Here is a 17,854-nt window from a genome sequence, read left to right as displayed (position 1 = left end):
CCTTTATTGGCAGGGCAAAGGCATCTTGATTTTTGAAAGGCGAGCGGTGTGAGGATTTCAGCGATCAAGTCCGGTTTTTAATCAATTGATGAAATCCTTACTGGATAAGGGTTTTGGAATTTAGATGCGTTTGCCCTGGTCACCAATGGATTCAGCCTTAAGTTGTAACCAATGGGCTATACTCCACATCTGGTGTCTTTGGGTAAGTCCTGAATAAAAAAAAATCGAGGATTCTGTACTTTTAGCTACAAAATACTGGGAAGCATCAGCCGTAACCTAACTACATCAACATATTTTATATGTGATGTAATTATGGTAATTTCATCAGTTACAAACGCTACAGAAAAATGGGGTAACCTTGATTCCCAAAGAGGGAATCTGAGTGAATTAGATCTATGGTGTATTATTTGTGGTGGCTTCCACATGACCGCTGACCATTGGAAATTTATGGCAGAAGATATGCCTAAAGATCCAGTGGATATGATCGAAGACCTCACAAAAATGGGAGTTTATAAACCCGATACGTTTAAGATGGCAGATGCGGTTAATGCTGCTGATATTAGAAAGGCACTGCTACTAAAAGTAGCTGGTAAAGGGGACCCTAATAGGGAGCAATTAGTCCTAGAGCTAGCTAAACAAGCTGGTGGTATAGAAAATGCCTTTGCCGCTGCCTTTGGTCCTAAAGCTGGAGAATTTTTCGGGGATGTTAGGCATTACAATAGTTTCAGCCGCCGCCGCTTCTTGAAAAATTTAGCAGTAGGTGCTGCATTAGTTACCCTAGCCAACTGTACCTCTAAACAGCAAACTCAGGATTTAAAGACAGGGGAGAATGAACCACCAGCAAATGCAGACAGTCTAGAAAAAACAGACCTAAAAATTGGATTTATCCCCATCACCTGTGCCACTCCAATTATTATGTCTGAACCTTTAGGGTTCTACTCCAAGTATGGTTTTAATGCCAAAGTAGTAAAAATGCCTAGCTGGGGTGCGGTTAGAGATTCCGCGATCGCAGGAGAACTGGATGCTTATCATATGCTAGCCCCGATGCCTATTGCCATGACTTTGGGTTTAGGTTCCGCCACCTTTGGAGTTAAACTAGCCAGCATCGAGAACATTAACGGTCAAGCCATAACTGTAGCTAACAAGTACAAAGGTAAAATTAACGGTCCCGCCGATTTCAAAGGCTTCACCATCGGTGTACCTTTTCCTTACTCCATGCACAACCTCTTAATGCGTTACTACCTGGCCACTGGTGGAGTTGATCCTGATAAAGATGTAAAAATTCGCCCTGTTCCGCCACCAGATAGTATTGCTCAGTTGGTTGCAGGGGACATTGATGCTTACTTGATGCCCGATCCCTTTAACCAAAGGGCTGTCTATGAAGACGCTGGATTTATCCACAAACTTACCAAGGAGTTATGGGAAGGACACCCCTGTTGTGCTTTTGCCGCCAGCGATGCTTGGATAGAGGAAAACCCGAACACTTTCCGCTCCCTCAACAAAGCAATTATCGAAGCTGCAGGTTATGCCCGTAACCCAGCCAATCGTCCAGAAATTGCTAAAGCCATCTCCGAAAGAGCCTTTTTGAACCAGCCTGTGGAAGTGGTGGAAGCTGTACTAACGGGTAACTTTGAAGATGGTCAAGGTAATACCAAAGCTGTACCAGACAGAATTGATTTTGATCCCTATCCTTGGCAGAGCTTTGCGAATTGGATTTCTTCTCAGTTAGTGCGTTGGGATTTGCAAGGAGATGGAAAAGTAAAATCAGCAATTACCTCGGAAAAGTATGATGAAGTGGGTAAAGAAATTTTTCTGACAGATTTAGCTAGGGAATTGGCTAAGGAAGTGGGACAAACTCCACCTACAGAGATTTACCGTACAGAAACCTTGGAATTTGACACCTTTGATCCAGCTAAACCCCAAGAGTATGTGGATGAACAAATCAAAAAATACGGTTTTTAAAGGTAAGCTATCAGCCGTCAGCCGTCAGCCGTCAGCCGTCAGCCGTCAGCCGTCAGCCGTCAGCTGTCAGCCGTGAGCTAAAAGCTCACGCTACGCGAACAGCAGTAGCCCATAAGTTGATAGCTGAATGCTGAATGCTGAATGCTGAATGCTGATAGCTGATAGCTGATAGCACCTCAAGTAGCGCTTAAGCTGAATGCTGAATGCTGAATGCTGAATGCTGAATGCTGAATGCTGAATGCTGAATGCTGAATGCTGATAGCTGAATGCTGAATGCTGATAGCTGACGAAGTCTACCTCACCAAGCTCTTTGCAGATAAAAGCAAATACAATATGACATCAATACCCAAAAACGTAACTCAAAAAAAACAACAACTCACAATCCTTGAAAATGAAAACTTCAGAGCTCTGTTGCTATTTATCGTTTCCCTAGGCATATTTTTACTGTTTTGGGAATTAGGAGCAAAGATGAAAATTTTTGCTAAGGGCATGCCCACTGCATCCTTAACAATTAAGGAATTATGGTATTGGGTAACCCATCCATTTTATGACAATGGACCTAATGATTTGGGTATTGGTTGGAATTTGTTAATTAGCCTGCGGAGAGTAGCCATTGGCTACACGTTAGCCTCAATCATTGCTGTGCCTTTGGGAATCTTGGTAGGTATTTCCAAAATTGCATTTAAAGCCTTTAACCCCTACTTCCAGCTTCTTAAACCGGTTTCTCCCCTGGCTTGGTTACCTTTGGGGCTATATATATTCCGGAACTCAGAGATGACTGGGATTTTCATTATTACCATTGCTAGTATTTGGCCAACCCTAACCAACACGGCTTTTGGTGTGGCCAATGTTAACCCAGATTACCTTGATGTTTCTAAAATTCTGGGCGCTTCTAAATGGCGCACGATTTTTAAGGTGATTATTCCCGCTGCCCTACCTAACATCATCTCTGGTTTGAGAATTAGTATGGGGATTTCTTGGTTGGTGATTGTGGCAGCAGAAATGCTATTGGGTACGGGTTTAGGTTACTTCATTTGGAATGAGTGGAATAACCTTTACATACCCAATATTCTGGTGGCTATTTTTATTATTGGAATTGTGGGTATTGTCCTTGATCAAATATTTGCATATTTTGAAAAAATGGTTTCTTTCGGTAAAAAATCATCATGAAGCATCATTATGAGTACTTCTTTTTATTCCAAGGGCCGTAAGGTCATTAGTGACAATGACAGTGAAGCTCAAATTTCATTACGTCATATTTCAAAAACGTTCCCTGGTAAACAGGGTTGGTTTGATAAAATCACTGGCAAATCTTCCCCAGACTTTGTAGCTATCGAAGATATCAATTTAGATATTGAGCACAACACGTTTGTGTCGATCATTGGCCCGTCGGGTTGTGGTAAGTCCACCTTGCTGAATATTATCGCGGGTTTGAGTTCCGCCACCAGTGGCGAAGTGATCATCAATGGGCAACTGGTGACTCAACCAGGACCTGACCGGGGTATGGTCTTTCAAAACTATGCCCTTATGCCTTGGATGACTGTGGAAGGTAATATTAGGTTTGCGGTGGAAACTGTCTATCCCAAAATGTCTGCCAGGCAGCAAAAACGGGTTATTAAGGAAAATATCCAACTAGTTGGTTTAACCGGGGCAGAGACAAAGCATCCTCATGAACTATCTGGGGGTATGCGACAACGAGTAGGTATTGCGAGAGCTTTAGCTATTAATCCCCAAATTTTGTTAATGGATGAACCTTTTGGTGCTTTAGATGCTCTGACTAGGGGCTTTTTACAGGATGAAATCGAGCGCATTTGGGAACAGCAGCGTAAAACTGCCATTATGATTACCCATAGCATTGATGAAGCCCTCCTGTTATCCGATCGGATTGTGATGATGACCAAAGGCCCTGCGGCGCGCATTGATGAGGTGCTTGAAGTGCCTTTCCCCCGTCCGCGCGATCGCACTACCGTTGAGCATCATCCTGCCTATATGGAACTGAAACAGGAAATGGAAAACCATCTATATCGGGAAACTAGAGCTGTAGAAGAAGCACGAATTCACTAACTAAAAATCCTCCGTTAGTGTAAAGTAAGCATTTAGCCGTCAGTGGTCAGCTGTCAGCTAGTAAGCCTTCAGCCTTTAGCCGTGAGCTTTTAGCTCACGCTACTTGAGGTGCCGTAGCCCATAAGTTGATAGCTGATAGCTGATAGCTGAATGCTTACAGTGTAAAATACCAAAGGTCAAAAATCAGGAGACATCAATATTATGGCAATTGCAGACATTACTCAACAGTTGTTAGCCGCAAAAAAAGAAAAAGGACTAACCTTTGAAGATTTGGAAAAAGTTGTAGGTAGGGATGAAACTTGGGTCGCTTCTGTGATCTATCGTCAAGCTAGCGCAGATATGGAGGAAGCCACCAAACTAGTCACCGCTTTGGGTTTACCAGAATCCGTAGCTGAAGAATTAACCGTGCCACCTCTCAAGGGTTCCCTAGACCCTCAAATTCCTACGGATCCCCTAATTTACCGCTTTTACGAAATTATGCAGGTGTATGGTATGCCTATTAAAGCGGTGGTCCATGAGAAGTTTGGGGATGGGATTATGAGTGCTATTGATTTTTCCATAGAAGTAGAGAAAGTGGAAGACCCGAAAGGCGATCGCGTACAAATCATTATGTGTGGTAAATTCCTACCTTACAAAAAGTGGTAGCTTAGCAAGATTGATTCTGTCGGGGTAAAGGTAAGTTATCCCGACTACAAAGTTATTAACTACTATTCACTACAATTTCTTAACCTCGGCAATTACAGGGTAGCCACAGGTTACTAGGGAATCAGTGTCCACTAAATCCAAAACCACGAACACACTAAAACAGTTAGATAAACGGCAATTTTCTGAGTACATCAGAGCCTTAGTCTGGTCAAACCAAGGTAATTATCTAGCTATTATTACTGCTGCAGGAGAACTGGCTTTATGGCAACAGGGTAATCTGGAAATTTTGACACCCAGCCATGACTATTCCCTAGACTGTGTGGGCTTTTCCCAAGATGGCAATTATCTAGGGACTGCTGGACAAGAAGGCAAGGTTAGTATCTGGCAATTGGGGGTCAATTCCCCCAAGTTTACGCCAATTACAACCCTGGATCAGGGCAACGCTTGGATTGACTCCCTCGGTTGGCATCCCCAAAAAAATCTATTAGCCTTTGCTGTCAATCGCCAGGTTAAGGTTTGGGATGTTGACCAAGGGCAACTAATGGCAGAGTTAAACTTTGCAGACTCATCAGTTTTCAATGTAGCTTGGCATCCCCAGGGTAAATTCCTGGCTGCTAGTGGCCATGGTAGTGTTAAAGTCTGGAACATTGAAAACTGGTCAGAGCCACCAGAAACCCTTGAAGTCCCTGGAGCTAGTCTAGATTGTGCTTGGTCATCCAATGGTGAGTATCTTGCTTCAGGCAATCTAGACCGCACTATTTCTTTACTTCACTGGGGTAATCCTCCCCCCTGGTTAATGCAAGGATTCCCCGGCAAAGTCAGTCAAGTTGTTTGGTCAAATACGTCTGATCCAGTTTTAGCTGCGTCTTGTCAAGATGCGGTAATTGTGTGGCAGTTTAGCAACGAAATCAAGAACTGGCAAAATCGTGTGTTACAACATGACCAAGCCATACAAGACATCACCTTTTCCCCCAATTCATCCCTACTAATTTCCGCTAGTAATGATGGTGGTATTCAACTCTGGTCAAAGGCTAAAAAGCTTACCAAAATAGTTAGCAAAACAATTAAATTTTCTTGTTTAGCGTGGAACCCTACGGGAAACTATTTAGCTGCCGGAGGGCAAAATGGTGAAGTAATAATTTGGCAAAATTCTATTTCCAGTCCCAGTAGGGGATTTGGTTAATAACAATGAACTTATTTCAGAGCTCTAAATCTACAACTAATTCAGCTAAAATTAGGGAAATCAAAAACTGGGTTTATCAGCACTTGGCCATAGATCCGGAAATCCCTATTTCTGTTAGTCAGTTACAATGCCATGAACCAGATTGCCCTCCCATAGAAACCGTGATTGCCATCATGAAAACACCTCCGCAACAATACAAAATTCATCAATCCATAGCAGAAATTCAAGAACTAGACATTAAACAACTTTAAACACCTAATTCATTTTACTCAAAATCCATGGTTGCAACTACTGTAAACAACGCTATTCCCGTCACGGTTTTAACTGGCTATTTAGGAGCCGGAAAAACTACCTTACTCAACCGTATATTGACCCACGAGCATGGGAAAAAAGTAGCCGTAATTGTTAATGAATTTGGGGAAGTTGGTATTGATAATCAGTTAGTTATCGATGCCGATGAAGAAATATTTGAAATGAACAACGGTTGTATTTGCTGTACCGTACGGGGAGATTTAATTAGAATCATTGGTAACTTGATGCGTAGGCGGGATAAGTTTGACCATTTAGTTATTGAAACCACTGGACTTGCTGACCCTGCCCCGGTAATTCAAACGTTTTTTGTGGATGAAGAGATTCAAACCCAGTTAGACCTTGATGCCGTGGTAACGGTAGTTGATGCTAAGCATATTTTAGAGCACTGGGATAGTGATGAAGCCCAGGAACAAATTGCTTTTGCTAATGTGATTTTGCTCAATAAAATTGATTTAGTAGAACCTCAACAACTGGAGGAGTTAGAGCAAAAAATCAAAGCGATGAATGGTTTAGTCAAAATTTATCGTACCCAAAACTCAGAAATTGCGATGGATTCAGTGTTAGGGGTGCGGGCTTTTGACCTTAAACAAGCTCTAGAAATTGACCCGGACTTATTAGGAGAAGATGCTCATGAACATGATGAATCCGTTTTTTCCTTTGCCATTGTGGAACCAGGAGCAGTAGATTTGGAAAAATTAAACACATGGCTAACGGAATTATTACAGACCCAAGGGCAAAATATTTTCAGAATGAAAGGTATTCTGAATGTGATGGGAGAAGACAATCGATTTGTCTTCCAGGGAGTACATATGATTTTTGATGGTCGTCCCGACCGTGCTTGGAAACCAGAAGAAACCCGAAAAAATGAGTTAGTCTTTATTGGTCGCAATCTTGATGAAAACCAATTTCGTCAAGATTTCCAAGCTTGTCTTGTTTAGAGTTTATGTAAGAATTAAGCTATCAGCATTCAGCATTCAGCATTCAGCTATCAGCATTCAGCATTCAGCATTCAGCATTCAGCATTCAGCTATTAGCTATCAGCTATCAGCTATTAGCTATCAGCATTCAGCTATTAGCTATCAGCATTCAGCATTCAGCATTCAGCATTCAGCATTCAGCTATCAACTTATGGGCTACGGCTGTTCGCGTAGCGTGAGCTTTTAGCTCACGGCTGACGGCACCTCAAGTAGCGTGCGCGTAGCGCATAGGCTGATAGCTGACGGCTGACGGCTGACGGCTGACGGCTGAAGTATGATAACTGCTAGATTTGCTATCGATTTTTTTGGACTATTACTATCTATGGAAACTAAACCACCTCTACCTCCTTTTACGTTAGAAACTGCAACCGCTAAGGTGCAAGCTGCTGAAGATGCCTGGAATACCCGCAATCCCGAGAAAGTTGCTCTAGCTTATACCATTGATTCCGAATGGCGCAATCGTGCCGAATTTATTAGTGGTCGAGAGGAAATTATTGCGTTTCTGAAGCGGAAATGGGCAAAAGAATTAGATTATCGCCTGAGAAAACGACTTTGGAGTTTTATGGATAATCGCATTTCAGTTTGCTTTGAATATGAGTGGCATGATGATTCTGGGTTTTGGTATCGTGCTTATGGCAATGAAAACTGGGAATTTGCGGAAAATGGCTTAATGAAGAGACGGGAAGCTAGTATTAATGATGTACCGATTAAAGAGTCTGAAAGAAAATTTTTGTGGGAACGGTCTGTAATTTCGTGACAGCCGTAGGGCGCGTTAGGGACGGGCTCGCACTGATTTTCGGCCTGGTAGTGTTGGGATAGCCCGTCCCGTAACGCACCGCCAGTGTTGGGAATTTTATTATAATAATCAAATATGGCCAAAGATATTTTCCACAATAAAGTTAAAACAGCTCTGCAAAAAGATGGTTGGCTGATTACTCACGATCCCTATCAACTGCGCTACGGCATGGCTGATATCTATATCGATCTGGCTGCGGAAGAAGCGATCGCTGCTGAGAAAGAAGGTTGTAAAATAGCAGTGGAGGTTAAAAGCTTTGTCCGTGGCTCAACTATCTCTCAATTTCACACCGCTCTTGGTCAGTTTCTTAACTATCGGATTGCCTTAGAAATCTCTGATGAGCCAGAACGCATTTTGTATCTGGCGATTCCCAAAGATACCTACCAAATGTTCATCAGATTTGAACCTGCCAAAACTGTGATTGAACGATATGAAGTCCGGTTAATTGTTTACGATGCAAATCATGAGGTGATTGACCAATGGATAAATTAGATCAGTATCGCCAAATTACCTGCGAATTTTTAGAAAGCTTTGCTAGTTATGATCTCAATGCCCAACTTATCTTTGATAGAGAACGGGATCGTTATCTGGTTTTCCACAACGAATGGCGTAATGAGTACCGCATCTATGGTTGTGCCATGCATCTTGAGCTAATCGAAGGTCAAATCTGGATACAGCACAATAGTACTGAGATTTATATCGATCGTGAACTGATTGAGCGGGGTGTTTCTCCCAAAGATATTATACTGGGATTTCGCTCTCCCAGCGTCCGCAAACTTATTGCTGCTGCGATGGAAGACTAGTAAATGCGCAACCTAACCGGATTTTAACTAACAGCAAATTCGGTAAATTTGCGAATATCTGGAGGATGAAAAGCTAAAACAATATCACTTTTTGGAATACCTGCTGCCACTAAATCATTAGCAATGCCGTCTTCAGTGTTGTCACATTGAATCCAAATTTTATAATTACTAATTGACCCATGAATCAAACAACTATGAATATGTTATTGCTTATTCCATCCTTCAGAAACAATTAAATATTCGTCTGTTTCTGGGTCAAATGCTGCATGGTTACGGATATTAACATTAGAGTAATTAATGTTAACATAAGGGCTTAAGATTTGACGAATAATTTGGCGATAGTTTTCTAATTTATCCATTTTGTAATGACCTCCTCTTCCGGGTCAAAAACAATAATTGTAAGCGCACCCCATCACAGGCTGGAAGCCTGTTCTACAGTTGAGCCTCTGAACCTAATTCCCTGTTCCCTGTTCCCTGTTCCCTGTTCCCTCTTCCCAACATACCCATAACTTCTCCTTAGTTCCAGGATTCCTAACAAAGTAATCTTCCAGCAATTCACAGCCCCGACGCAGCAGCTCACCTAAACTTTCAACCTTCCAAATTCTGGCAGTTTTGTCATCTGAAGCCGTGGCCAGCCTCTTTCCATCCGGGCTGAAGGCTACACTTGATACCCAGTCTTGATGCCCGGTGAATACGGCTAATGGATTGCCCTGGTTGTCCCAAATTCTGGCGGTGTTGTCGAATGAACCAGTGGCCAGCTTCTGTCCATCCGGGCTGAAGGCTGCACTTAATAGCCTTTCCTGATGCCCGGTGAGTAGGGCGATTTGATTGCCCTGGTTGTCCCAAATTCTGGCAGTGTTGTCAACTGAAGCCGTGGCCAGCCTCTGTCCATCCGGGCTGAAGGCTACACTATTTACCCTGGACTGATGCCCCTTGAGCACGGCGATTTGATTGCCCTGGTTGTCCCAAATTCTGGCAGTGCCGTCAACTGAAGCAGTGGCCAGCCTCTGTCCATCCGGGCTGAAGGCTACACTCGTTAACCAGTTCTGATGCCCGGTAAGCACAGCTAATTGATTGCCCTGGTTGTCCCAAATTGTGGCGGTGTTGTCATCTGAAGCCGTGGCCAGTGTCTTTCCATCCGGGCTGAAGGCTACACTATTTAACGAGTTCTGAGGCCCTGTGAGCACGGCGATTTGATTGCCCTGGTTGTCCCAAATTCTGGCAGTGTTGTCCCTTGAAGCAGTGGCCAGCCTCTGTCCATCGGGGCTGAAGGCTACACTCCATACCCTGGACTGATGCCCTGTGAGCACGGCGATTTCATTGCCCTGGTTGTCCCAAATTCTGGCAGTTTTGTCGGATGAAGCAGTGGCCAGCCTCTGTCCATCGGGGCTGAAGGCTACACTATTTACCCTGTCCTGATGGGCGGTGACCACAGTTAATTCATGTCCCTGTAAGTCCCAAATTATGACGGTTTTGTTGAATGAAGCAGTGGCCAGTGTCTTTCCATCCGGGCTGAAGGCTACACTATTTACCCAGAACTGATGCCCCTTGAGCACGGCGATTTCATTGCCCTGGTTGTCCCAAATTCTGGCGGTGTTGTCCCTTGAACCAGTGGCCAGCCTCTGTCCATCCAAGCTGAAGGCTATACTATTTACCCTGAACTGATGGCCGGTGAGCAGGGCGATTTCATTGCCCTGGTTGTCCCAAATTCTAGCAGTTTTGTCATCTGAACCAGTGGCCAGCCTCTGTCCATCCGGGCTGAAGGCTACACTCCATACCGAGTCCTGATGGCCGGTGAGCACGGCGATTTGATTGCCCTGGTTGTCCCAAATTCTGGCAGTTTTGTCATCTGAAACAGTGGCCAGCTTCTGTCCATCCGGGCTGAAGGCTACACTATTTACCCTGGACTGATGTCCGGTGAGCAGGGCGATTTGATTGCCCTGTAAGTCCCAAATTCTGGCAGTTTTGTCATCTGAAGCAGTGGCCAGCCTCTGTCCATCCGGGCTGAAGGCTACACTCCATACCACATCCTGATGCCCTCTGAGCACAGATATTTCATGGCCCTGGTTGTCCCAAATTCTGGCAGTTTTGTCATCTGAAGCAGTGGCCAGCTTCTGTCCATCCGGGCTGAAGGCTATACTCCATACCGAGTCCTGATGCCCGGTGATCACGGCGATTTGATTGCCCTGGTTGTCCCAAATTCTGGCAGTTTTGTCATCTGAAGCAGTGGCCAGCCTCTGTCCATCCGGGCTGAAGGCTACACTCCATACCGAGTCCTGATGCCCGGTGAGCACAGCCCCTGTTCGGAATTTACTAATACTTTGCTGGAGAGCATATAGAGGACTAGTAGCAGGATAGTCATCCAGGGGGCGACCATCTGTTACTATATTAAATAGATCTTGCCCATTCTCCATGGCCTGGTACAAAAGCGTTTCCCCTGTTGTACTGGGGCCGTAGTAAACATTATTATCCGGTAACTGTCGTAAAATACTGAGGGCTTTCCGTTCTAGTCGTGTCAATAATTTGGCTTCTGCTAGCAACGCTTCCGCTTCCTGTTTAGCCTTAGCTAATATCTCACTAGCCTCTTTCTCAGCAGCCAAAGCCTTTTGGACTTCTCCCTTATCTAAAACCTGACTAGCTCTTAAGAACTGGGAATCCAAATCACTTAAGGCTTTTCCCCTAGACCATTGTTCCGCCTGGTCTAATGCTCCCCCCCGCAACAATCGAGACTCATCCTTAAACCTAGAATCAACCCAAGCGGTAAACGCTTCAGAGTAGGGGCGTAGTCTAGCTAATTCTTGATTGACCCAATTGGAATTGAAAACCTCCCCATAAATCCGGTTGTTAACCTCTAAACAACCCTGGCGCTCAACCACCAGCCCCGATAACCTTAATTCCGTCTGTTCCTGACTACCATCAGCAGCTATACACCCTTGCTCCAACACTTGCTGATACAAACCCAACAGCATCCCAGCCCGTTGCTCTTTTCTGAGAATGCGATCGCGTATAGTCTTCAAATGCTCCTGTTCATCCTGGGCTTCCCAATTGTTAATGATCTTGCTACGCACGATCTGGTCTAGGGAAAGACTATTACCCGATTCCCAGGTCTGCACTACCAAACGACACACGCGCTGAGTCAGAAACGGTTGTCCTCCCGTCCAGTTTACTATTTCACCCAACACCTGTTCAGGATTATTAACCTTACCTACCAAACCTGGAACCAACGGCCCTTTAGCCTCCTCAAAGGTAAACCCAGTTAATTGAATATCCTGACCAATATTAAACGGAGTGCGCTGTTTATCCTGAATTAAATCTGCAGCAGTTGCCACCCCCAGCAAACAAAAGGTGAGACGATTGTAAGCTGGCGTTTCAGCTCGTTGATTGTAACAGGCTCTAATTAAGGCAAAGAAATCATCTTTAAACCTAACTTTAATAATACTATCAATTTCATCCAGAAAAATAACAATATTTCCCGGAATACTGCTTAATACGATCTGCTCAATAAACTTACTTAAGCACAACACCGGAGAGATTTGAGCACGCTCGTCTAACCAACTGTCTTCATCAAATTTTCCGAAAAGCTCGAAATCATCCACCAATAACATAATCAAACTTTCATACCACATCGACACCGTGATATCTTCTTTACCAATCACGGTCAGATCGATAGACGCGCAAGCAAATCCCTCTTCTTTCAAGCGTTTTATCGTTCTTACCCGCAAACTAGACTTACCCATCTGTCGGGAATTCAGCACATAACAAAACTCCCCAGCCATCAATGCCTGAAAAAGCTCGTCATCCGCTTGTCTGGTCACATAAGTGGGTTCATCCTGAGGTAAACTACCTCCTACTTTGTAGATTGTTGATTGTTGATTGGTCATGGTTGGAAAGGGAACAGGGAATAGTTGCGTAGGGTGCGTTAGGGACGGACTCACCATCATTTTCCGCCTCAAAGCCAGGGTTGGAAAAGTCCGTCCCGTAACGCACCATTGGGTCAAACAGTTGCGTAGGGTGCGTTAGGGACGGACTCACCATTATTTTCCGCCTCAAAGCGAGGCTTAGAAAAGTCCGTCCCGTAACGCACCATTGGGTCAAACTGATCTGTTGATAATTTTTGATAATAATGATCTGGAGTTGATCATACTTATGAGGTATAGTTAAGTTTCTTATGCAAACGATATCTAGTGGTGCGTTACGGTACGGGGTTTTTCAACCAGACCCAAACCGGTGTCAAACTAGGTCTAGCCCGTCCCTAACGCACCCTACCCCTGCTTAATGCGATCGCTAAAATACAGACGATACAAATTAGATATCAAACTACAATCATTACCATAGCGTTGCACCAGACCCATACTTTCCAACTTGCGAGTAATAGTAGCATCCAGGCGCACGGGTTTAGTGGTACTAACTAATAATTTAACAGCGTCCAGTAATTCGGGATGCTCTTGAATACTAGTTAACAGTTCACGGAGATGACTGCCATAAATTCCGGCTTCTGTGGGGGCATTAGCCAAAAGGGTATCCAGTGTGTTGTCTCCTGCTTGGTGATTCTTGAGATAATCAAAAGCTTGGGACAATAAATAAGGATGTCCCCCCACCATTGCCATTAGTTGCGTTACTGAATCCCCAGACAAATTCAACCCATAAGCCTCAGCAAAGCTATTAACCTGCTGTTCATTAAACTCTAGTAACTCTATCTGTAATCCCACATTAAACGGCGACTGTTCGGTAGGTAAGCTAACGTAAACTTCCGTAGCATAAACCACAATCAATCGTAGTTTTTTCCAAACCTCTTTACTCTTAGCATCTTCATGCCAACTGCGCAGCAAAGTCAGAAACCCTTCAGCCACATCTTGATGAGAAAAGACTTGCTCTACTTCATCCAAACACAAAACTACCGGAGTATCTAAAGACTTTAATAAATACTGCTCTAAGTATCGTTTGCAGTTTACCTTGCTGGGTAAACGCTTTTTCCAATAACTGTCTAAGTTATCCGACAATCCTAAGTTATCAGCAACTCGTACACAAAAGGACTGTAAAAAGCTATCTAAATTATTTAAAGGTAGCTCATTCATATTTAAATACACCTGAGCATAACCCTGTTTTTCACCATGGGCGATAATCTGATGACTTAGTAACGTTTTGCCCATCAGTTTCGGTGCTTTAATCCGAATTAACGCTCCCGGTTTGACAATTTCCTGATCACAACGAGCTTCAATAGGTGGGCGCTCAATATATATCTCTTGAGTTGCTCTAGGGCGAAGGGATAAGTTGCAATCATTTAATACTTGATCAGCCACTAACTCTGGCTTATAGGTATTAACGATTTCAACTAACTCACAACGACAATTAAAACCATTAGCTTCAATATCAAAATCTTTATAGATTTTAGAAATATGCTTTCTTACCGTAGATATATCATAGACTTTCAGCACCTTTTCTCTGATTTCTTGATCTGTCTTGCCACCAACCACCGCCTCCAACACTTGTCGCCTTTTCCAGGGCATGGTCTTGAATTTTTCCTCGAAGGCTTCTTTACTAATCATAAGCGATCGCTACTTGTGCCTTAGCTAGTCCTATAGTTAGTTTAGAGTATTATTCATTAGTTGAGCCAGATTGAGACAACAAGTTCACAACGTTTGTGTAGCTGTGAAAAAATAATCACAAATATATTCTTCGACCGTCACCAATGTGAAGTGCCATGAAGTAACCTGAAGTTTGTTTGTAAGCTATCAGCTTAAGCGCTACGCGCACGCTACTTGAGGTGCCATCAGCTATCAGCCATCAGTTATTAGCTATCAGTTATCAGCCATTCCCGTAGCGTGGCCTTTAGCCAAGGCTGAGCACTGACCGCTGACCGCTGACTGCTTACCAATAAAAAAAAATCGGTCAAGGTTTGGTTAACCAATGCTTGACCGAATTCTATAATATAAACCACTACAATTAAAGCTTAGCTTATCAGCTATCAGCTATCAGCTATCAGCTATCAGCTGATTAGCTATCAGCTATCAGCTTAAGCGCTACGCGCACGCTACGCGAACAGTTATCAGCAAAAGGCTGACCGCTGACCGCTGACCACTGACCGCTGACGGCTGACGGCTGACCACTGACTACTGACCACTTACCTCAGCAACTGATCCAAAACAACAACATTCCAACTCAGTAAACTAACCTCCACAAAACAAATTGCACTCATAGTCGCCAGGGCGTCAAAACCCTGGCAAATTACTATCCTAGTCTACGTAAAAATAGCGAATCAAAAAAGTCATAATCTCATCAGGCTTCCCCGTAGGCTCGGGAGTGCTCCACTCGTTGGGATAGGCGTATTTAAGGCCATAAAGGGCAATAAGCGATGCAGCGCGGTCTTGGGGGTTCCCCCCATGAGCGACTGCATCAAGACATTGTCTTCCAAACTTTTTCAGGAGAACCGATCAAGATCAGCTTGACTTTCTTAGGTTTGCGACCAGGGTTTTCTGGGGTGTTATTTTCATTCGAGTTAGGTGGAATGTTCTTGGTCATGAATCGTGACTCCTGTAAATGGTTCATACTATTAATATATTTATAAGTTAATCATTTGTCAAGGGATTTAGAATTTTTTGATTATTACGAAATATGGAGATTGTGGAGAGTAAAATTAATCGTATTGTGGGCAGTAAAATTAATCGTAGGGTGGGCAGTGCTTCCTAGAAAATTTCAAGGTTGTATAAAGTGAAATCGGCACTGCCCACCAACAGAAAATAAATTAAAATAAATTGTAAAATAGAGTAAAATTAATCGTAGGGTGGGCAGTGCTTCCTAGAAAATTTTAAGGTTGTATAAAGTGAAATCGGCACTGCCCACCAACAGAAAATTAATGAAAATAAATTGTAAAATAGAGTAAAATTAATCGTAGGGTGGGCAGTGCTTCCTAGAAAATTTCAAGGTTGTATAAAGTGAAATCGGCACTGCCCACCAACAGAAAATTAATTGTATTGTGGGCAGTAAAAATAATCGTAGGGTGGGCAGTGATTCCTAGAAAATTTCAAGGTTGTATAAAGTGAAATCGGCACTGCCCACCAACAGAAAATTAATTGTATTGTGGGCAGTAAAAATAATCGTAGGGTGGGCAGTGATTCCTAGAAAATTTCAAGGTTGTATAAAGTGAAATCGGCACTGCCCACCAACAGAAAATTAATTGTATTGTGGGCAGTAAAAATAATCGTAGGGTGGGCAGTGATTCCTAGGATTTTTCCAGCTTGTAGTCAGTTAAATCGGCACTGCCCACCAACAGAAAATTCATGGTAAAATATAATAAAATTAATCGTATTGTGGGCAGTAATAATACCAATTCCAAAGCTTACCATCGGGATGATACTCACTGCCCACCCTACATCAACTGCTCCCTGTTCCCTGCTCCCTGCTCCCTACTCCCTAAAACCCAAGACTTTATACCTAAACGAATTGAAAACTGCTGTAATGAAACAAACCCACTATCTAACCACAACCGTTCAACAAGGCAACCGCCTTGAGATTTCCCTTCCCAATTTACCGGTAGGACAAACCATAGAAGTGATTTTAATCGTACCTGAAACCGCACAAAATAATTCAATGGAACGCCAAGCTTTTCAACAACTTCCCCTAGAAGAACGTCGTCGCATTTTAGCCCAACAAGCAGAAGCCATGAAAGACTATTATCAAGAAAATCAAGAATGGAAAGATTGGATAAATTTTGATAACGAGTAAATCTATATTGTTTAATTCGGTTAGTATAAATTCCTGGGTTTTAGGGAACAGGGAACAGGGAACAGGGAATAGGGAATAGTAAAAAAAATCTGTGTATCTGATAGGTAAGTATTCAGAATTCAGCTTTTGAATAATACCTGTTTTATTCAAAATAAAATTAATCGTATTGTGGGCAGTAAAATTAATCGTAGAATCGTAGGGTGGGCAGTGCTTCCTAGAAATTTTCCAGCTTGTAGTCAGTTAAATCGGCACTGCCCACCAACAGAAAATTAATCGTAAAAATAATCGTAGGGTGGGCAGTGATTCCTAGAAATTTTCCAGCTTGTAGTCAGTTAAATCGGCACTGCCCACCAACAGAAAATTAATCGTAAAAATAATCGTAGGGTGGGCAGTGCTTCCTAGAAATTTTCCAGCTTGTATAAAGTTAAATCGGCACTGCCCACCAACAGAAAATTCATGGTAAAATATAATAAAATTAATCGTAAGGTGGGCAGTAATAATACCAATTCCAAAGCTTACCATCCGGATGATACTTACTGCCCACCCTACATCAACTGTTCCCTGTTCCCTTTGCTAGCAATCCTCAGCTCGCCTTTAGTTGCAACTGATGCATATGATCAAACAACTTCCAGCAATACTCCTCAGATAGCCCACAGGTAACAGCACCCCGGAGTACCACATGGAAATACCAATCATTAGGAGCCATTTCCTGATCTAACTTATTGACCACCACATAAGTCCGAACGCCCTGATACAACTTATTTTGACAGTGGACATTTACCATTTCCTGTCGGTAGCCACCGCGAGGCACTTCTTCCCGCAGATCCAAAGCTTCACTCACCCGCCAAGGTAAATGATACAAAACTCCTTCAACCCTTGACCCAGGAGTTTTCACCACATCCAGCGTCCCACAATTACGACGTCGAGATTTGCGATAAAAACCAATATGATAATCCTTGAGAGTAGCAGTACCAATCACAAAATTATGAGTATCTTCCCCAAGCGATCGCTTTAAATCTACTGGACACATACAAGAGCCATAAGCAAAATAGTAAAAGCCTGACTCTGTGTGACGTTGGTGTTTTCTGTCAGTGTTTAGCTCGGCAGCTGACATACGCAATACTATTTCCTAACTTATACCTAGACCTTGGCAAATAAAAACTTATTTTATCAAAAACGTTTCAGCAAAAAAAAATCCCACCGTTTAAACCAGTGGGACAATTATTGAATATTGAAAGGCAAAGTATGCAGAGGTTTAAACTTTAAGATATTAGATATAGCGTTTCTAGAATTTATGAGGTACGCTTCTCAACCTCAAAGTCCCCCTTATTAAGGGGGATTTAGGGGGATCAAGTTGTACCTCATGGGTATAAGACTTGCTATAATTCCA

18 protein-coding genes and 1 pseudogene are annotated in these 17,854 nt (G+C 43.1%); 11 read left to right on the top strand and 8 right to left on the bottom strand.

Annotation, left to right across the window (positions count from 1 at the left end):
- Window positions 1–312 precede the first annotated feature (312 nt).
- The 10 genes from F6K63_RS14850 (at window position 313) to F6K63_RS14805 (ending at window position 8,742) form a co-directional block, all read left to right on the top strand.
- The gene (locus F6K63_RS14850) at window positions 313–1,962 is read left to right on the top strand and encodes an ABC transporter substrate-binding protein (protein WP_287312534.1); all 1,650 of its coding nucleotides are present in this window, start codon (window positions 313–315) and stop codon (window positions 1,960–1,962) included.
- Between the two features lie 333 nt (window positions 1,963–2,295).
- Window positions 2,296–3,132, top strand: coding sequence for a nitrate ABC transporter permease (ntrB, locus tag F6K63_RS14845; RefSeq protein ID WP_287253026.1), 837 nt, complete (start codon window positions 2,296–2,298; stop codon window positions 3,130–3,132).
- Between the two features lie 9 nt (window positions 3,133–3,141).
- Window positions 3,142–4,026 (top strand): ABC transporter ATP-binding protein, encoded by an 885-nt coding sequence (locus tag F6K63_RS14840; protein ID WP_287253024.1) that lies wholly within the window; start codon window positions 3,142–3,144, stop codon window positions 4,024–4,026.
- A gap of 201 nt (window positions 4,027–4,227) precedes the next feature.
- On the top strand, window positions 4,228–4,671 hold the full coding sequence (cynS, locus tag F6K63_RS14835; protein WP_287253022.1) for a cyanase: 444 nt from the start codon (window positions 4,228–4,230) through the stop codon (window positions 4,669–4,671).
- Window positions 4,672–4,795: 124 nt separating this feature from the next.
- Window positions 4,796–5,854, top strand: coding sequence for a WD40 repeat domain-containing protein (locus F6K63_RS14830; protein WP_287253020.1), 1,059 nt, complete (start codon window positions 4,796–4,798; stop codon window positions 5,852–5,854).
- 5 nt (window positions 5,855–5,859) lie between these two features.
- A complete protein-coding gene (locus F6K63_RS14825) occupies window positions 5,860–6,105 on the top strand; it encodes a hypothetical protein (RefSeq protein WP_287312533.1) in 246 nt (81 codons plus the stop codon).
- A gap of 27 nt (window positions 6,106–6,132) precedes the next feature.
- Entirely contained in the window at window positions 6,133–7,104 is a 972-nt protein-coding gene (locus F6K63_RS14820; RefSeq protein WP_287312531.1) for a CobW family GTP-binding protein, read from the top strand.
- A gap of 361 nt (window positions 7,105–7,465) precedes the next feature.
- Window positions 7,466–7,900: a nuclear transport factor 2 family protein gene (locus F6K63_RS14815; RefSeq protein WP_287253011.1), complete on the top strand. Its 435-nt coding sequence runs from the start codon at window positions 7,466–7,468 to the stop codon at window positions 7,898–7,900.
- Between the two features lie 114 nt (window positions 7,901–8,014).
- Window positions 8,015–8,431 (top strand): XisH family protein, encoded by a 417-nt coding sequence (locus F6K63_RS14810; protein ID WP_287312530.1) that lies wholly within the window; start codon window positions 8,015–8,017, stop codon window positions 8,429–8,431.
- Window positions 8,419–8,742 carry a XisI protein gene (locus F6K63_RS14805; RefSeq protein ID WP_287312528.1) on the top strand — a complete coding sequence of 108 codons (324 nt, stop codon included), beginning with the start codon at window positions 8,419–8,421 and terminating at the stop codon, window positions 8,740–8,742. Before F6K63_RS14810 ends, F6K63_RS14805 begins: the two co-directional genes overlap by 13 nt.
- A 23-nt stretch (window positions 8,743–8,765) precedes the next feature.
- On the opposite strand, the pseudogene F6K63_RS14800 reads toward F6K63_RS14805, so the two are convergent.
- From F6K63_RS14800 to F6K63_RS14775, 6 genes and pseudogenes are all read right to left on the bottom strand, one after another.
- Window positions 8,766–9,101, bottom strand: a pseudogene (locus F6K63_RS14800) (XisI protein).
- A 93-nt stretch (window positions 9,102–9,194) separates the two neighbouring features.
- Window positions 9,195–12,623, bottom strand: coding sequence for an eIF2A-related protein (locus tag F6K63_RS14795; RefSeq protein WP_287312526.1), 3,429 nt, complete (start codon window positions 12,621–12,623; stop codon window positions 9,195–9,197).
- On the bottom strand, window positions 12,583–12,777 hold the full coding sequence (locus F6K63_RS14790) for a hypothetical protein (protein ID WP_287312525.1): 195 nt from the start codon (window positions 12,775–12,777) through the stop codon (window positions 12,583–12,585). The genes F6K63_RS14795 and F6K63_RS14790 overlap by 41 nt, the downstream gene beginning before the upstream one ends.
- A 227-nt stretch (window positions 12,778–13,004) precedes the next feature.
- Window positions 13,005–14,288, bottom strand: coding sequence for an AAA-like domain-containing protein (locus tag F6K63_RS14785; protein ID WP_287312524.1), 1,284 nt, complete (start codon window positions 14,286–14,288; stop codon window positions 13,005–13,007).
- A gap of 245 nt (window positions 14,289–14,533) precedes the next feature.
- A complete protein-coding gene (locus tag F6K63_RS14780; protein ID WP_287312522.1) occupies window positions 14,534–14,680 on the bottom strand; it encodes a hypothetical protein in 147 nt (48 codons plus the stop codon).
- A gap of 455 nt (window positions 14,681–15,135) precedes the next feature.
- Window positions 15,136–15,261 carry a hypothetical protein gene (locus F6K63_RS14775; protein ID WP_008190366.1) on the bottom strand — a complete coding sequence of 42 codons (126 nt, stop codon included), beginning with the start codon at window positions 15,259–15,261 and terminating at the stop codon, window positions 15,136–15,138.
- 828 nt (window positions 15,262–16,089) lie between these two features.
- Here F6K63_RS14775 and F6K63_RS14770 point away from each other — a divergent pair.
- A complete protein-coding gene (locus F6K63_RS14770) occupies window positions 16,090–16,464 on the top strand; it encodes a hypothetical protein (RefSeq protein ID WP_287252031.1) in 375 nt (124 codons plus the stop codon).
- 306 nt (window positions 16,465–16,770) lie between these two features.
- Here F6K63_RS14770 and F6K63_RS14765 read toward each other — a convergent pair whose 3' ends face one another.
- Together F6K63_RS14765 and F6K63_RS14760 are read right to left on the bottom strand one after the other, a co-directional pair.
- Complete coding sequence (locus F6K63_RS14765) at window positions 16,771–16,986, bottom strand: hypothetical protein (protein ID WP_287312520.1); 216 nt, start codon at window positions 16,984–16,986, stop codon at window positions 16,771–16,773.
- A gap of 61 nt (window positions 16,987–17,047) precedes the next feature.
- Window positions 17,048–17,578: a gamma-glutamylcyclotransferase family protein gene (locus tag F6K63_RS14760; RefSeq protein ID WP_008190370.1), complete on the bottom strand. Its 531-nt coding sequence runs from the start codon at window positions 17,576–17,578 to the stop codon at window positions 17,048–17,050.
- Between the last annotated feature and the right edge of the window lie 276 nt (window positions 17,579–17,854).

Source organism: Moorena sp. SIO1G6, assembly GCF_010672795.1.
Classification (GTDB): domain Bacteria; phylum Cyanobacteriota; class Cyanobacteriia; order Cyanobacteriales; family Coleofasciculaceae; genus Moorena; species Moorena producens.
This window is presented reverse-complemented; position numbering and strand designations above follow the sequence as displayed.

Excerpts from the sequence above, each read along its gene's own strand:
- F6K63_RS14850 (WP_287312534.1), top strand. The coding sequence starts at position 313 with ATGGTAATTTCATCAGTTACAAACGCTACAGAAAAATGGGGTAACCTT.
- ntrB (WP_287253026.1), top strand. The coding sequence starts at position 2,296 with ATGACATCAATACCCAAAAACGTAACTCAAAAAAAACAACAACTCACA.
- F6K63_RS14840 (WP_287253024.1), top strand. The coding sequence starts at position 3,142 with ATGAGTACTTCTTTTTATTCCAAGGGCCGTAAGGTCATTAGTGACAAT.
- cynS (WP_287253022.1), top strand. The coding sequence starts at position 4,228 with ATGGCAATTGCAGACATTACTCAACAGTTGTTAGCCGCAAAAAAAGAA.
- F6K63_RS14825 (WP_287312533.1), top strand. The coding sequence starts at position 5,860 with ATGAACTTATTTCAGAGCTCTAAATCTACAACTAATTCAGCTAAAATT.
- F6K63_RS14820 (WP_287312531.1), top strand. The coding sequence starts at position 6,133 with ATGGTTGCAACTACTGTAAACAACGCTATTCCCGTCACGGTTTTAACT.
- F6K63_RS14815 (WP_287253011.1), top strand. The coding sequence starts at position 7,466 with ATGGAAACTAAACCACCTCTACCTCCTTTTACGTTAGAAACTGCAACC.
- F6K63_RS14810 (WP_287312530.1), top strand. The coding sequence starts at position 8,015 with ATGGCCAAAGATATTTTCCACAATAAAGTTAAAACAGCTCTGCAAAAA.
- F6K63_RS14805 (WP_287312528.1), top strand. The coding sequence starts at position 8,419 with ATGGATAAATTAGATCAGTATCGCCAAATTACCTGCGAATTTTTAGAA.
- F6K63_RS14795 (WP_287312526.1), bottom strand. The coding sequence starts at position 12,623 with ATGACCAATCAACAATCAACAATCTACAAAGTAGGAGGTAGTTTACCT.
- F6K63_RS14790 (WP_287312525.1), bottom strand. The coding sequence starts at position 12,777 with ATGGTGAGTCCGTCCCTAACGCACCCTACGCAACTGTTTGACCCAATG.
- F6K63_RS14785 (WP_287312524.1), bottom strand. The coding sequence starts at position 14,288 with ATGATTAGTAAAGAAGCCTTCGAGGAAAAATTCAAGACCATGCCCTGG.
- F6K63_RS14775 (WP_008190366.1), bottom strand. The coding sequence starts at position 15,261 with ATGACCAAGAACATTCCACCTAACTCGAATGAAAATAACACCCCAGAA.
- F6K63_RS14770 (WP_287252031.1), top strand. The coding sequence starts at position 16,090 with ATGATACTCACTGCCCACCCTACATCAACTGCTCCCTGTTCCCTGCTC.
- F6K63_RS14765 (WP_287312520.1), bottom strand. The coding sequence starts at position 16,986 with ATGGTAAGCTTTGGAATTGGTATTATTACTGCCCACCTTACGATTAAT.
- F6K63_RS14760 (WP_008190370.1), bottom strand. The coding sequence starts at position 17,578 with ATGTCAGCTGCCGAGCTAAACACTGACAGAAAACACCAACGTCACACA.